The sequence below is a fragment of the Pantoea ananatis PA13 genome (genome assembly GCF_000233595.1).
GTDB classification, from domain to species: Bacteria; Pseudomonadota; Gammaproteobacteria; order Enterobacterales; family Enterobacteriaceae; genus Pantoea; species Pantoea ananatis.
Genome location: NC_017554.1, coordinates 1,075,405 through 1,090,225, shown reverse-complemented (window position 1 = coordinate 1,090,225; position 14,821 = coordinate 1,075,405). Strand labels below are relative to the sequence as shown.

General features: G+C 52.1%; 13 protein-coding genes, 2 tRNA genes, 1 rRNA gene and 1 other annotated feature. Of the genes, 5 read left to right on the top strand and 11 right to left on the bottom strand.

Annotated features, from left to right (window positions below; genetic code table 11):
• Positions 1-60: 60 nt before the first annotated feature.
• From PAGR_RS05290 to rluD, 6 genes are all read right to left on the bottom strand, one after another.
• Positions 61-136 (bottom strand) — tRNA-Ala (locus PAGR_RS05290).
• 148 nt (positions 137-284) lie between these two features.
• Positions 285-361: transfer RNA gene (locus PAGR_RS05285), tRNA-Ile, on the bottom strand.
• Between the two features lie 73 nt (positions 362-434).
• Positions 435-1,976, bottom strand: a 16S ribosomal RNA gene (locus tag PAGR_RS05280).
• A gap of 479 nt (positions 1,977-2,455) precedes the next feature.
• Complete coding sequence (clpB, locus tag PAGR_RS05275) at positions 2,456-5,029, bottom strand: ATP-dependent chaperone ClpB (RefSeq protein ID WP_014605184.1); 2,574 nt, start codon at positions 5,027-5,029, stop codon at positions 2,456-2,458.
• 125 nt (positions 5,030-5,154) lie between these two features.
• On the bottom strand, positions 5,155-5,883 hold the full coding sequence (gene yfiH, locus PAGR_RS05270) for a purine nucleoside phosphorylase YfiH (RefSeq protein WP_014605183.1): 729 nt from the start codon (positions 5,881-5,883) through the stop codon (positions 5,155-5,157).
• Positions 5,880-6,860: a 23S rRNA pseudouridine(1911/1915/1917) synthase RluD gene (gene rluD, locus PAGR_RS05265; RefSeq protein ID WP_013026884.1), complete on the bottom strand. Its 981-nt coding sequence runs from the start codon at positions 6,858-6,860 to the stop codon at positions 5,880-5,882. The genes yfiH and rluD overlap by 4 nt, the downstream gene beginning before the upstream one ends.
• Positions 6,861-6,989: 129 nt before the next feature.
• On the opposite strand from rluD, the gene bamD reads away from it, so the two are divergent.
• The 4 genes from bamD to pheA all read left to right on the top strand — a co-directional run bounded on the left by bamD (position 6,990) and on the right by pheA (position 9,741).
• A complete protein-coding gene (gene bamD / locus PAGR_RS05260) occupies positions 6,990-7,721 on the top strand; it encodes an outer membrane protein assembly factor BamD (protein WP_013026885.1) in 732 nt (243 codons plus the stop codon).
• Positions 7,722-7,998: 277 nt separating this feature from the next.
• Entirely contained in the window at positions 7,999-8,331 is a 333-nt protein-coding gene (raiA, locus tag PAGR_RS05255) for a ribosome-associated translation inhibitor RaiA (protein WP_013026886.1), read from the top strand.
• A gap of 100 nt (positions 8,332-8,431) precedes the next feature.
• Positions 8,432-8,555, top strand: a sequence feature (Phe leader region).
• Positions 8,433-8,480 (top strand): hypothetical protein, encoded by a 48-nt coding sequence (locus tag PAGR_RS23950; protein WP_193372328.1) that lies wholly within the window; start codon positions 8,433-8,435, stop codon positions 8,478-8,480. (Overlaps the previous feature by 48 nt.)
• Positions 8,556-8,577: 22 nt before the next feature.
• A complete protein-coding gene (gene pheA / locus PAGR_RS05250; protein WP_014605182.1) occupies positions 8,578-9,741 on the top strand; it encodes a bifunctional chorismate mutase/prephenate dehydratase in 1,164 nt (387 codons plus the stop codon).
• 36 nt (positions 9,742-9,777) lie between these two features.
• Here pheA and tyrA read toward each other — a convergent pair whose 3' ends face one another.
• Together tyrA and PAGR_RS05240 are read right to left on the bottom strand one after the other, a co-directional pair.
• Positions 9,778-10,899 carry a bifunctional chorismate mutase/prephenate dehydrogenase gene (tyrA, locus tag PAGR_RS05245; protein ID WP_013026888.1) on the bottom strand — a complete coding sequence of 374 codons (1,122 nt, stop codon included), beginning with the start codon at positions 10,897-10,899 and terminating at the stop codon, positions 9,778-9,780.
• Between the two features lie 6 nt (positions 10,900-10,905).
• Entirely contained in the window at positions 10,906-11,985 is a 1,080-nt protein-coding gene (locus tag PAGR_RS05240) for a 3-deoxy-7-phosphoheptulonate synthase (protein WP_014605181.1), read from the bottom strand.
• A gap of 285 nt (positions 11,986-12,270) precedes the next feature.
• On the opposite strand from PAGR_RS05240, the gene PAGR_RS05235 reads away from it, so the two are divergent.
• Positions 12,271-12,801 (top strand): GNAT family N-acetyltransferase, encoded by a 531-nt coding sequence (locus tag PAGR_RS05235; protein ID WP_014605180.1) that lies wholly within the window; start codon positions 12,271-12,273, stop codon positions 12,799-12,801.
• Positions 12,802-12,819: 18 nt separating this feature from the next.
• On the opposite strand, the gene PAGR_RS05230 is transcribed toward PAGR_RS05235, so the two are convergent.
• The 3 genes from PAGR_RS05230 to trmD all read right to left on the bottom strand — a co-directional run bounded on the left by PAGR_RS05230 (position 12,820) and on the right by trmD (position 14,821).
• Positions 12,820-13,374 carry a hypothetical protein gene (locus PAGR_RS05230; protein ID WP_014605179.1) on the bottom strand — a complete coding sequence of 185 codons (555 nt, stop codon included), beginning with the start codon at positions 13,372-13,374 and terminating at the stop codon, positions 12,820-12,822.
• Between the two features lie 295 nt (positions 13,375-13,669).
• A complete protein-coding gene (gene rplS, locus PAGR_RS05225) occupies positions 13,670-14,017 on the bottom strand; it encodes a 50S ribosomal protein L19 (protein ID WP_013026892.1) in 348 nt (115 codons plus the stop codon).
• A gap of 42 nt (positions 14,018-14,059) precedes the next feature.
• Positions 14,060-14,821, bottom strand: a complete 762-nt coding sequence (gene trmD / locus PAGR_RS05220) for a tRNA (guanosine(37)-N1)-methyltransferase TrmD (RefSeq protein ID WP_014594415.1) — start codon at positions 14,819-14,821, stop codon at positions 14,060-14,062.

The window sequence follows — 14,821 nt, the reverse complement described above, 5'->3', positions numbered from 1 at the left end:
CGCAGCACACCGTTGCCGGTACGCTCTGAAGTATTTTCAGAAAAAATACAGTAGTGAGTATGGTGGAGCTAAGCGGGATCGAACCGCTGACCTCCTGCGTGCAAGGCAGGCGCTCTCCCAGCTGAGCTATAGCCCCATACAGTTACTGCAGAGACCACTACTACCACTCAACCGAGTAAACATCCTTCATCAAGAAGGATGCCATTTCGTCTCAGGCAAGGCATGCGGAAGGGACGTTTACGTCTGTAAACGACCGCGCGCATAACGCAGCATAAGAAGAAATTTGGTAGGCCTGAGTGGACTTGAACCACCGACCTCACCCTTATCAGGGGTGCGCTCTAACCACCTGAGCTACAAGCCTGTAGAGGTTTTTTCTGCTCGTGACTTTCTATCAGACAATCTGTGTGAGCACTTCGCGGGAAAGTATCTTCAGGTAAGGAGGTGATCCAACCGCAGGTTCCCCTACGGTTACCTTGTTACGACTTCACCCCAGTCATGAATCACAAAGTGGTAAGCGCCCTCCCGAAGGTTAAGCTACCTACTTCTTTTGCAACCCACTCCCATGGTGTGACGGGCGGTGTGTACAAGGCCCGGGAACGTATTCACCGTGGCATTCTGATCCACGATTACTAGCGATTCCGACTTCACGGAGTCGAGTTGCAGACTCCGATCCGGACTACGACGCACTTTATGAGGTCCGCTTGCTCTCGCGAGGTCGCTTCTCTTTGTATGCGCCATTGTAGCACGTGTGTAGCCCTACTCGTAAGGGCCATGATGACTTGACGTCATCCCCACCTTCCTCCGGTTTATCACCGGCAGTCTCCTTTGAGTTCCCGACCGAATCGCTGGCAACAAAGGATAAGGGTTGCGCTCGTTGCGGGACTTAACCCAACATTTCACAACACGAGCTGACGACAGCCATGCAGCACCTGTCTCACGGTTCCCGAAGGCACTAAGGCATCTCTGCCAAATTCCGTGGATGTCAAGAGTAGGTAAGGTTCTTCGCGTTGCATCGAATTAAACCACATGCTCCACCGCTTGTGCGGGCCCCCGTCAATTCATTTGAGTTTTAACCTTGCGGCCGTACTCCCCAGGCGGTCGACTTAACGCGTTAGCTCCGGAAGCCACTCCTCAAGGGAACAACCTCCAAGTCGACATCGTTTACGGCGTGGACTACCAGGGTATCTAATCCTGTTTGCTCCCCACGCTTTCGCACCTGAGCGTCAGTCTTCGTCCAGGGGGCCGCCTTCGCCACCGGTATTCCTCCAGATCTCTACGCATTTCACCGCTACACCTGGAATTCTACCCCCCTCTACGAGACTCAAGCCTGCCAGTTTCAAATGCAGTTCCCAGGTTAAGCCCGGGGATTTCACATCTGACTTAACAGACCGCCTGCGTGCGCTTTACGCCCAGTAATTCCGATTAACGCTTGCACCCTCCGTATTACCGCGGCTGCTGGCACGGAGTTAGCCGGTGCTTCTTCTGCGGGTAACGTCAATCGACGCGGTTATTAACCACATCGCCTTCCTCCCCGCTGAAAGTACTTTACAACCCGAAGGCCTTCTTCATACACGCGGCATGGCTGCATCAGGCTTGCGCCCATTGTGCAATATTCCCCACTGCTGCCTCCCGTAGGAGTCTGGACCGTGTCTCAGTTCCAGTGTGGCTGGTCATCCTCTCAGACCAGCTAGGGATCGTCGCCTAGGTGGGCCGTTACCCCGCCTACTAGCTAATCCCATCTGGGTTCATCCGATAGTGAGAGGCCCGAAGGTCCCCCTCTTTGGTCTTGCGACGTTATGCGGTATTAGCCACCGTTTCCAGTGGTTATCCCCCTCTATCGGGCAGATCCCCAGACATTACTCACCCGTCCGCCACTCGTCACCCGAGGAGCAAGCTCCTCTGTGCTACCGTCCGACTTGCATGTGTTAGGCCTGCCGCCAGCGTTCAATCTGAGCCATGATCAAACTCTTCAATTTAAAGTTTGATTTGCTGAAACAAGTTCAGCGGTGCTCATCTGTAAAACGTCATAATGAATTTCATTATGTGTTCACTCGTGAGGCTTTGATATTTTTTACGTCCGGAGACGCTGATATCAATCCTGCGAGTGCCCACACAGATTGTCTGATAAATTGTTAAAGAGCAGTGCGAACAGCGGGTTAACCGTCTGTCGCGAGGTGGCGTATATTACGCTTTCCTCCTTCAGAGTCAACCTCTTTTTCAGAAGTTTTTCTCCGGCGGAAACTCCTGGGAGCCTCCTGCTGAACACCGCGTTACGTAAGCCGTTGTGCCGTGTCAGTGGAGGCGCATTATAGGCAAATATTTTAGGCTGACAAGCGCTAATTCAAATAAATCTTTCGAGTGATTACTTTCCAGGCAATACGCTTTAAAAAAAGCAAAAACCACAGATTCCGCGTACAAAAAACGGGCGTAACGCCCGTTTTTAATAAATATGCCTTTACTGGTGGGCAGTAATGACGTCGTCTTTTACGTCCATCTCAATCACTTTGCCCGGGACCAGCTCACCAGAAAGAATCTGCTGTGCCAGTGGGTTTTCTATCTGCTGCTGGATTGCGCGTTTCAGTGGACGCGCACCGTAAACCGGGTCATAACCGTTTTCGCCCAACAGTTTGATCGCCGCATCAGAGATATGCAGCTGATAGCCTCGGTCTTCCAGACGTTTGTACAGCCGCTGCAGTTGAATCTGTGCAATAGACGCAATGTGTTTTTCACCCAGCGGATGGAACACCACTACCTCGTCAATACGGTTCACGAACTCTGGACGGAAATGTTGACCCACTACGCCCATCACCAGATTTTTCATCTCGGGATAATTCAGATTGCCGAAACGTTCCTGAATTAAATCTGAGCCCAGGTTAGAGGTCATGATCACGACCGTATTGCGGAAATCAACGGTGCGCCCTTGTCCGTCCGTCAACCGGCCATCATCCAGAACCTGCAGCAAAATATTGAAGACATCGGGATGCGCCTTCTCGATTTCATCCAACAGGATCACAGAATAAGGACGACGGCGAACCGCTTCAGTCAGATAGCCGCCCTCTTCATAGCCGACATAACCCGGAGGTGCGCCCACCAGCCGCGACACAGAATGTTTTTCCATAAATTCTGACATGTCGATACGAACCATCGCATCGTCACTGTCGAACAGGAAGTTAGCCAGTGATTTACACAGTTCCGTTTTACCCACACCTGTTGGGCCCAGGAACAGGAACGACCCGACAGGACGATTAGGATCGGCCAGACCTGCGCGGCTACGGCGAATGGCATTGGAAACCGCTTCAACCGCTTCATCCTGTCCGATGACTCGTGAATGCAGTTCCTGCTCCATGCGCAGAAGTTTGTCGCGCTCCCCTTCCATCATCCGGGCGACCGGAATACCGGTCCAGCGCGCCAGAACATCGGCAATCTCAACGTCCGTTACGCGGTTACGCAGCAGCTTCATCGTCTTGCCTTCAGACTGTGTAGCGGAAGCCAGCTGTTTCTCCAGCGCCGGGATCTTGCCGTACTGCAGTTCAGACATCTGTGCCAGATCGCCTGAGCGACGTGCCTGCTCAAGGGTAAGGCGCGCCTGCTCCAGCTCCGCTTTGATATTCTGCGTGCCGGTCAACGAGGCCTTTTCCGCTTTCCACTCTTCTTCCAGCTCGGCATATTCACGCTCTTTCTGGTTTAGCTCGGCTTCCAGCATATCCAGACGTTTGACGCTGGCATCATCAGATTCTTTCTTTAACGCCTGCTGTTCCAGCTTCAGCTGAATAATACGGCGCTCCAGACGATCCAGCGCTTCCGGCTTGGAGTCAATCTGCATACGGATACTGGATGCCGCCTCATCAATCAGGTCAATCGCCTTATCTGGCAACTGGCGATCGGCTATGTAGCGATGAGAAAGCGTTGCTGCCGCGACGATAGCCGGGTCAGTGATCTGCACATGATGGTGCAACTCATAACGCTCTTTCAAACCCCGCAAAATCGCGATGGTATCTTCAACGCTGGGCTCTGCCACAAACACTTTCTGGAAACGGCGCTCCAGCGCTGCGTCTTTCTCGATATACTGGCGATATTCGTCCAGCGTGGTAGCGCCGACACAGTGTAACTCGCCGCGCGCCAGCGCAGGCTTCAGCATATTGCCGGCGTCCATTGCCCCATCTGCTTTACCCGCGCCCACCATAGTATGCAGCTCATCAATAAACAGAATGACGTTGCCTTCCTGCTTGGACAGGTCGCTGAGCACGCCTTTTAGACGCTCTTCGAATTCACCACGGTATTTAGCCCCTGCCACCAGCGCGCCCATATCCAGTGCCAGCACACGGCGGCCTTTCAGCCCTTCCGGCACTTCACCATTGATAATGCGCTGCGCCAGCCCTTCGACGATGGCGGTTTTACCTACGCCGGGCTCACCAATCAACACGGGGTTGTTTTTAGTACGACGTTGCAGTACCTGAATGGTACGGCGAATCTCTTCATCACGCCCAATCACCGGATCGAGCTTGCCTTTCTCGGCGCGCTCGGTGAGATCGATCGTATATTTCTTTAAAGCCTGACGCTGATCTTCAGCACCCTGATCGTTCACGTTGTCGCCTCCACGAAGTTGTTCAATCGCTTTGGTGAGCTTTTCGTTGGTGACGCCTGCAGATTTCAATATGTCCGCCAGCGAGCCACGTGAATCCAAGGCTGCCAAAACAAATAATTCTGATGAGATAAAGTTGTCGTTACGCTTCTGTGCCAGCTTATCGCACAGGTTAAGCACTCGGATCAGGTCGGATGATGGCTGCACATCTCCGCCGCTGCCTTCTACCTGCGGCAAACGGTCAATAGCCTGATCAATTTGCGTACGTAACGATGCTACGTCAGTACCGGCTGAGGACAACAGGGGCGCAACGGAACTCCCTTCCTGCTTGAGCAACGCGCTCATCAGGTGCAAGGGTTCAATAAACTGGTTATCCTGTCCTAAAGCCAAAGACTGCGCGTCGGACAGAGCGAGTTGAAATTTATTAGTAAGACGATCCAGACGCATAATTCCTCCCATTACAGGTCAAATGCTACTGGAGATTAAAATGAGGTCATTCCTCAAATATTCAAGGTTAATGACCTGAAACAGGACTAAAAAACGCGCTGTCTGGATCGTCTTACGGGCTAAGACTATAACAGCCAAATTAAAGTTGCCATACGGCCGGTGATGCCATCCCGACGATAGGAGAAGAAATCGTCCTGCTCGCTAAAGGTACAACGTGAATCCGCACTCACTGATTTCACGCCTGCAGCATGGAGCCGCTGACGGGCCAGTAGCCAGATATCCGCGTAGAATTTTTCCCCCGCCGGACGAAAAGCGGCAGCTGCCTCAGGATCGTGATCCATAAACGCGCGACGCACTTCTGCACCGACTTCGAACGCATCAGGACCAATGGCCGGCCCGAGCCAGGCGTGAATATTGCCGGGCGCAGCCTGAAACTGTGCCAGGGTATTTTCCAGTACGCCGCCACACAGCCCGCGCCATCCTGCATGAGCCGCAGCAACTTCACGGCCGTCATCCGAACAAAACAGCACAGGCAGGCAGTCAGCCGTCATGATTGCACATACCACGCCCGTTTCCCGTGTGATACAAGCATCTGCCTGTAGCGGCGCGGTTCCCCCTGCGCGCAGGCAGGCAACGTCGGTTGAATGAACCTGCTCCAGCCACTGCGGCATCGCGGGCAACGCCGCAAGCGCTATCAGCCGCTCACGGTTGGCTGCCACATGATGCAGCTTGTCACCGACATGGCTGCCGAGATTAAGCGAACGCCAGTTCCCCTCGCTCACGCCGCCCTGCCGTAACGTTGAGACGGCACGCACCCGATCGGGTGCCGGCCATTGTGGAATAATCAGGCTCATAGCCAGTCCAGCTGATCCTTGAACATCTCTGTATCCGCTTTCAGCGCATCAATCAGATCAATCATGTCCTGAGGTATCGCGGCATGGAATTCCATCTCAATCCCAGAGATAGGATGGTAAAGCCGGAGCATCGTCGCATGCAGCGCCTGGCGATCAAACCCGCGCAGCGTGGTAATAAAGTCTTCCGATGCGCCTTTTGGCGGACGCGGACGGCCACCGTAAAGCGGGTCGCCCACCAGAGGATGATTAATGTGCGACATATGCACACGGATCTGGTGCGTACGGCCGGTTTCCAGGCGCAGACGCAACCGCGTATGAGCACGGAAATGCTCCATGATGCGATAGTGAGTGACAGCCGGTTTCCCCATGGGATGCACGGACATATGCGTACGTTTAGTTGAGTGACGGCTAATCGGTTCATCGACCGTGCCGCCAGCAGTCATCGTACCGATGGCGACCGCTTCATATTCACGTGTAATTTCACGGCGCTGAAGGGCGTCGACAAGGTGCGTTTGCGCCGGGACGGTTTTCGCCACGACCATCAGCCCGGTTGTATCTTTGTCCAGGCGATGAACGATGCCCGCGCGCGGCACATCGGCAATGGCGGGATAGTGATGCAGCAGCGCATTGAGTACGGTGCCATCAGGATTGCCCGCGCCCGGATGCACCACAAAGTCACGTGGTTTATTGATGACAATGATATCTTCATCTTCGTAGACGATATCCAGCGGGATATTTTGGGGTTCCCAGCGCTGCTCTTCTTCGATCTCAGCATCGATGGTCACGCGCTCGCCGCCGAGCACTTTTTCTTTCGGCTTATCAGTCACAGTGCCGTTGACACTGACGCGCTGGTTAAGGATCCACTCTTTTATGCGGGAACGTGAATAATCAGGGAACAATTCCGCCAAAGTTTGATCTAAACGTTGTCCGAGTTGTGACTCGGATACCGTTGCGGTGAGTTGAACTTGTTGTGCCATATACAGCTTCTTCGTTAACGTTGGGTTTTACGGCGATGCCGTTTAATATAATGTGCTATCGTACCTGGTCATTACCGGGAGCTATACGGACAGCTTCCGCCATAACATTTTGAGGATAATCACTTCGTCATGACGCGTATGAAATATCTGGTGGCTGCAGCCACACTGAGCCTGGCACTTGTTGGTTGTTCCGGCTCAAATGACGCGGTACCGGACAACCCGCCTTCTGAAATCTATGCTACAGCGCAACAAAAGCTGCAGGACGGTAACTTTAAAGCGGCGATTAAGCAACTGGAAGCGCTGGATAATCGTTACCCATTCGGTCCCTATTCGCAGCAGGTTCAGTTGGATTTGATCTACGCGTACTATAAAAATGCCGATCTGCCGATGGCGCAGGCTGCCATCAGCCGCTTTATGCGTTTAAATCCTACGCATCCTAATATCGATTACGTCATCTATATGAAAGGGCTGACGGATATGGCGCTGGATGATTCGGCATTGCAGGGCTTTTTCGGCATCGACCGTTCCGATCGCGATCCTACCCATGCTCGTGATGCATTCCGCGACTTTGCACAGCTGCTGCGCAGCTATCCAAACAGCCAATATGCAGCCGATGCCTATAAACGTCAGGTCTATCTGAAAGACCGTTTGTCAAAATATGAGCTTTCAGTGGCGCAATTCTATACCAAGCGTGGGGCCTATGTCGCGGTTGTTAACCGTGTTGAAGGGATGATGCGCGATTATCCGGACACGCAGGCGACGCACGATGCGTTACCGCTGATGGAAAACGCCTATCGCCAGTTGCAACTGAACGCCGAGGCGGATAAAGTCGCAAAAATTATCGCAGCAAACAACGACTGAGACGTTCGCGCGTTGAGCCACAAAAAAAGCAGCCCTGGAGGCTGCTTTTTTATGTGCATAAAACAGGCAAAATGTTGATTTACCTGTTGAGCTAACTTATCAAGAATGCCTTGATAAGGCGTTAGCTTCAAGGCTTTTCGGCCACATTCTCGCCCTTTCTCACAATTTGCTGTAGTTGACAAAAAGTGACATTTTTTTGTGATCAAAATCACACATCTACAGAGATATCGCGCTATGCTGGATCCATTCAGACGGCAATCACAGAGAGGTAAGCATAATGATCGTGAATATTACCAGTAAGCAAATGGAAATTACTCCAGCCATCCGTGAACACGTCGAAGACCGTCTCGCCAAGCTAGAAAAGTGGCAAACCGACCTGATTAACCCGCATATCGTTCTGTCGAAAGAATCCAAAGAGTTTGTGGCAGACGCCACGATTAATACGCCAAACGGTACACTGGTCGCCAGTGCCAAACATGACGATATGTACACTGCTATCAACGACCTGATAGGAAAACTCGAGCGCCAACTTAATAAAGTGCAGCACAAATCTGAAGCGCGCCGCGCGGCCACCAGCGTTAAAGACTTTACCCCCGCCGCCGAAGAGTAAGTTTTGTCCTCACCTTCCTGACGCGCCTACGGGCGCGTTTTTTGTTGACAGCTTTTCATCTGTGCGGTTACTCTCAGAACAGCTTATTTTTGGAACCTGTCATGAAAACACTGTCGTTTTTCTTCGCTTTCTTTTTTACCTTCCCCTGACTGGGAGGCCATTCGTCGTGTAAAAAGAAAGCGAAGACGAACAACAAAGCCTCCCAACCGGGAGGCTTTTTTATTGGATAGCTTACAGGTGAGCCTTATGACCCCGGACAATCCGCTTCTGGCACTGCGTGATAAAATCAGCGCCGTTGATGAAAAACTACTGACGTTACTCGCTGAACGGCGTTTGCTGGCCGTGGAGGTTGCAAAGGCGAAGCTGGCAACGCACCGCCCTGTCCGCGACGTCGAACGTGAACGCGCACTGATTGAGCACCTCATCGTACTGGGTAAAAAACATCAGTTGGATGCGCACTACATTACCCGCCTGTTTCAGTTAGTGATTGAAGATTCGGTTCTGACTCAGCAGGCCTTGCTGCAAAAAAACCTCAACCATACGCATGCTCATGCGGCCCGCATCGCCTTCTTAGGCCCGAAAGGCTCTTACTCTCATCTGGCTGCCCGTCAGTATGCCGCGCGTCATTTCAGTAACATGGTTGAATGCGGTTGCCTGAAATTTCATGACATTATCAAACAGGTGGAGAATAACGCGGCGGATTACGCCGTCTTACCGATCGAGAATACCAGCTCCGGTTCAATCAACGATGTGTACGACCTGCTGCAACAGACCAACCTCTCTATCGTAGGGGAACTGACGCTTCCGATTGAGCACTGCATGTTGGTCAGTAGCCAGAGCGACCTGGAACAGATTGAAACGGTCTACAGCCATCCGCAGCCTTTTCAGCAGACCAGCCACTTCATTAACCGCTTCCCGCACTGGAAGATTGTCTACACCGAAAGCACCGCCGCTGCCATGGAGAAAGTGGCCGCGCTCAACTCACCTAATGTCGCGGCGATCGGTAGCGAAGCCGGTGGCGAGCTGTATCAGTTACAGGTGCTGGAGCGTAATCTGGCCAACCAACAGCAGAATCACACACGCTTTATTGTCCTGGCCCGTAAGCCCATCGAAGTATCCGATCAGATTTCGGCGAAAACAACGCTGATCATGGCAACCGGCCAGCAGGCGGGTGCACTGGTTGACGCACTGTTGGTCTTGCGCCAGCACAACCTGATTATGAGCAAACTGGAATCACGGCCTATCAACGGTAACCCGTGGGAAGAGATGTTTTATCTGGATGTGCAGGGCAATCTGCAGTCTGAAAAGATGCAGCAGGCATTAGAAGAGCTGAGGGCAATGACGCGTTCGTTAAAAGTACTTGGCTGCTACCCCAGCGAAAATATCATTCCTGTTGAACCCGACAAGTAATCAGTAAAAAGGCATCCAACTGGATGCCTTTTTAGCTTATGGCCGGCTGTCGTTCGCCGAGCGCAGCAGGCTTCGGCTCTCAACCAAAAAGCGTTTGGCGTGATCGCCAAACCACTCTTCTACCCGGTTGAAGCTGGCAATAAAGGCGTTTTTATCACCTTGTTCCAGCAGGGCAATGGCTTCACCAAAGCGCTGATAATAACGTTTGATAAGGTTCAGGTTATTTTCAGATGACATAATGATATCCGCATACAGCTGCGGATCCTGTGCAAACAGGCGCCCCACCATTGCCAGCTCAAGCCGGTAAATGGGCGAGGACAAAGCCAGGAGCTGATCAAGATTGACATTCTCTTCAGCGAGGTGAAGGCCATAAGCAAAAGTCGCGAAATGGCGCAGCGCCTGGATAAATGCCATGTTCTGGTCGTGTTCTTCTGCCCCAATGCGATGCAGGCGCGCTCCCCAGACCTGTATCTGCTCCAGAAACCATTGATAAGCTTCCGGCTGCCGCCCATCGCACCAGACCACAACCTGCTTGGCAAGACTGCCGCTGTCCGGCCCGAACATAGGATGCAGACCGAGTACCGGTCCCTGATGCGCCGCCAGCATCGCCTGTAGGGGGCGATTCTTGACGGACGCCAGATCCACCAGGATACAGTCATCCGGCAGCGCAGGGAGTTGTTGAATCACCTGCTCGGTCAGATGGATAGGCACGCTGATGATCACCATACCGGCATCGCTGAACAGCGTTTCCGCCCGATCCCAGTCATCTTTATCCAGCGTTTTTACCTGGTAGCCCGACAGCGTCAGCATTTTATTAAACAGGCGTCCCATCTGGCCATTACCGCCGACGATCACCACCGGACGTAACTCGGGACGCAGGGTTTTAAACCCTTTATCATTTTCGCTGGTATAGGATTCTCGCATGACGCGGCGCAATACGTCTTCAATCAGATCGCCAGACACGCCCAGCGCTTCTGCCTCTTTGCGACGGGACGCCAGCATAGAAGCTTCCCGCTCCGGAACATAGATTGGCAAACCATGGCGGCTTTTAACTTCGCCGACTTCCGCTACCAGTTCCAAACGTTTTGCCAGTAGATCCAGCAGTGCTTTATCTACCGTATCAATTTGTTCGCGTAATGCAGTTAATTCAGCCACCATTGCCCACTACACCTCGTGTGAAAGACGCGCCGACAGAACCTCGTTTAGCTCATCATGCATTTCGCGCAGTAACGCCTCGGTGACGTTCCAGTTGATGCAGGCATCGGTAACAGAGACGCCGTACTTCATCTCACTGCGCGGCTGCTCGGAAGACTGATTGCCTTCGCTAATGTGGCTTTCCAGCATCAGGCCAATAATCGAACGGTTGCCTTTCTTGATCTGATCGATGGCCGATTGCGCGACGCCAGGCTGACGGCGGTAGTCTTTATCAGAGTTACCGTGGCTGCAATCTATCATTAAGGCCGGGCGGAGTCCCGCTTTAAGCATGGCCGTTTCACATTGTGCCACGTCTTCCGGACTGTAGTTTGGTGCTTTGCCGCCGCGTAAAATAACGTGCCCGTCAGGATTTCCCTGTGTTTGCAACAGGCAAACCTGGCCTGACTGATTGATACCCACAAACCGATGAGGCATTGCCGCCGCGCGCATGGCATTTATCGCCGTACCCAGGCTGCCGTCGGTACCGTTTTTAAAGCCCACCGGCATTGACAGGCCTGAAGCCATTTCACGGTGGGTTTGTGATTCCGTCGTGCGTGCGCCAATCGCCGACCAGCTAAAAAGATCGCCCAAATATTGCGGGCTGTTTGGATCCAGCGCTTCCGTCGCTAACGGCAAGCCCATATCGACAAGATTCACCAGCAACTCACGGGCAATGTGCAAACCCGCTTCCATATCAAATGAGTTATCCATGTAAGGATCGTTAATTAACCCCTTCCAGCCAACGGTCGTGCGGGGTTTCTCAAAGTAGACGCGCATAACAAGGTACAGTCGATCTTTCACCTGCTCAGAGAGGCTTTGCAGACGACGCGCATAATCCAGAGCCGCTTCTGTATCGTGAATTGAGCATGGGCCACAAACCACTAACAGGCGGGAATCACGGCCTGCAATGATATCCGCAATCGTCTGGCGCGAGGCGGCGATTTGCGCCTGCTGCGCATTGCTCAACGGGAATTTCGTTTTAAGCTCTTCGGGAGTAATCAACACCTGCTCATTGGCGATATGAACATTGTTTAACGCGTCTTTTTGCATCGTCCTGTCCTTTACACTCATTTATGCGGTCACGGGATCCTCATGGAGGAGAGATGAAACTGTATCATAATGAGTACACTCGACAATCCCTTATGTACACTTTATTTACCATCAAAAATAAAACACCTGAAAATATCAATAAAATATATTTAATATCAATGAATTAAAAAAATAAAAACACAATCAGTCAGGCTGTCATTGTGTAAACATAAATATACATAGCATCTGTTCCACCACCGAAATCCCCCTGTTAATATTGATACGTTAACTGACAAGGACGAAAACATGCCCCAGACCACTGCAGCCATTCGCCTGCGTCCTTTTGATCTAAGCGATATTGAGGCCTTCACCGTAGCCGTTAATGACTCTTTGGATACGTTATTGCCCTGGATGAGTTGGGCGCATCCGGATTATCAGCCGGATGAAGCCGAAAGCTGGATTCGCTTTACACACTTACAACGCGCACTTAAAGAAGCGGAAGAATTTGCCATCGTGGATGCCCAGAACCGCCTGTTAGGTAGTGCAGGCTTTCGCTTTGCTAAAAAACCGGGAGAGTTTTGCGCTTTGGGGTACTGGGTTCGCAGTGACGCGCAATGTCAGGGCGTTGCCACGCAAGCGGTAAAGCTGTTACTGGAATTTGGCTTTGCGCGCCCGGATGTACAGACAATAGAACTGCTGGCGGTGGAGAATAACTTCGCCAGCAGACGTGTAGCGGAAAAGAGTGGCGGGCGCTTTATCGATTACCGTTATGGTTTAATTGTTTTAGACAGCGGGCCGGTCAACGCGGCGATCTATCATTTCCAGCGCCCCTCATGAAAAGGCATGAGATCGTACTCAGCGGTCGTAGGCCTCAACATAAGCGACAAGCCAGCTGTTAACGTCCATGGTTTTCCCGGTATTACGCAGAATGATAATGCCGGATTCGATCCGTACCAGTTCGAATGCGCGCATCTCTCTGTGGAAATGACAATAGCCTTTGATAAACATCCCATCGCAGGACTCCACATCCACGCGCCGGTAAGCCACCTTACCCTCGTAGTCAAAATAGCTGAAGCCGATCTCTTTTAGACTCAGCCAGGGCATATCAACCTCGACCAGGGGCACATGCGCCGTCACCGCCGTGGACGTTTTGTTCTTACATGCCAGTTCTTTTTTGTGTTCGCGGCCTGCCCAAACAAGGATCACGTTAGCCGCCACAAAGATAAGGGCCGGACCATACAACCCCAGCGCAAGAAAAAGGGGAAACAACACGAATCCCATGCTTACCCAGACTGCGGTCAGGCAGCGGCAAAGCCACTTATGCTTGTTGCCTTCCAGTGCATATCGGGCTGAATAGAATGAGGCGAGCGAAAATATAAAGCCGGAAACTAAAAAAACGACGTCTTTCAAAACCTGTCCTTAGGGCAATGAGATTGAATAAGAGAATAATCGGTTGTGTCCGATGACGAGCAGATTGCGTTACGCAGCATCCCGGTGGTTGGCATGCACAGCATCGCAAAGATACCTGTTCTGTTCCGACAGGTTTTCCTTTATGTGAGACAGCGCTTTGGTCTGGCACACTTTGCCTGCAGATGACGGCAAACATTCGGCGTAGGCATTTTGTAGGCACTGGCATAAAAAAGGGGCTGGCACATTGCCAACCCCTTGTTTGCTATTAACTTTTAGATGTCGCGTTAGCGATACCTTAGTTAAGACGCTCTTTGATACGAGCAGACTTACCAGTACGCTCACGCAGGTAGTACAGTTTGGCTTTACGCACAGCGCCACGACGTTTAACAGCGATGCTGTCAATTACCGGAGAGTGAGTCTGGAAGACACGCTCAACGCCTTCGCCGTTAGAAATTTTGCGAACAGTGAATGCAGAGTGCAGACCGCGGTTACGAATAGCGATAACCACGCCCTCGAATGCCTGCAGACGTTTTTTAGAACCTTCAACGACCCATACTTTCACTTCCACGGTATCACCCGGACGGAAGGAAGGTACGTCCTGTTTCATCTGCTCTTGTTCAATTTGCTTAATAATGTTGCTCATAATTAAATCTCTTATCCTGGGTAAACTGATAGTCAGGGAAGATCACTCTCCCGCATCATCGTTTTGTTGCTGGTGTTCCTGTTGGAACGCCTTAAGCAACCTTGCTTGCTCTTCAGTCAGAGCCAGGTTTTCCAGAAGTTCAGGTCTTCTTAGCCAGGTACGGCCTAGCGACTGTTTCAGGCGCCACTGGCGAATATCGGCATGGTTGCCCGACAGCAAAACTGGCGGAACGTCCATCCCTTCTAACACTTCAGGTCGGGTATAGTGCGGACAATCCAGCAACCCGTCAGAGAACGAATCCTCATCGGCTGACGCCTGTTTGCCGAGTACTCCCGGAATGAACCGGGCAACCGCGTCAATCATCGTCATTGCTGGCAGTTCCCCGCCGCTGAGAACGTAATCACCGATTGACCATTCTTCATCAATTTCGGTCTGGATTACGCGCTCATCAATCCCTTCATAGCGACCACAGACAAGGATGAGCTTGTCTCGTGATGCCAGTTCGCAAACGCCCTGTTGGTCAAGTTTGCGGCCCTGAGGTGAAAGATATATCACCCTGGCACCCTCTCCCGCCGCTGCTTTCGCTGCGGAGATGGCATCCCGTAAAGGTTGTACCATCATCAGCATTCCCGGTCCGCCACCATAAGGACGATCGTCCACAGTACGGTGCCGGTCGTGCGTGAAGTCACGTGGACTCCAGCTTTGAACGCTGAGCAGGCCATTTTTTACTGCCCGGCCAGTTACCCCGTAATCGGTAATAGCGCGAAACATTTCTGGAAACAGGCTAATTACACCAATCCACAT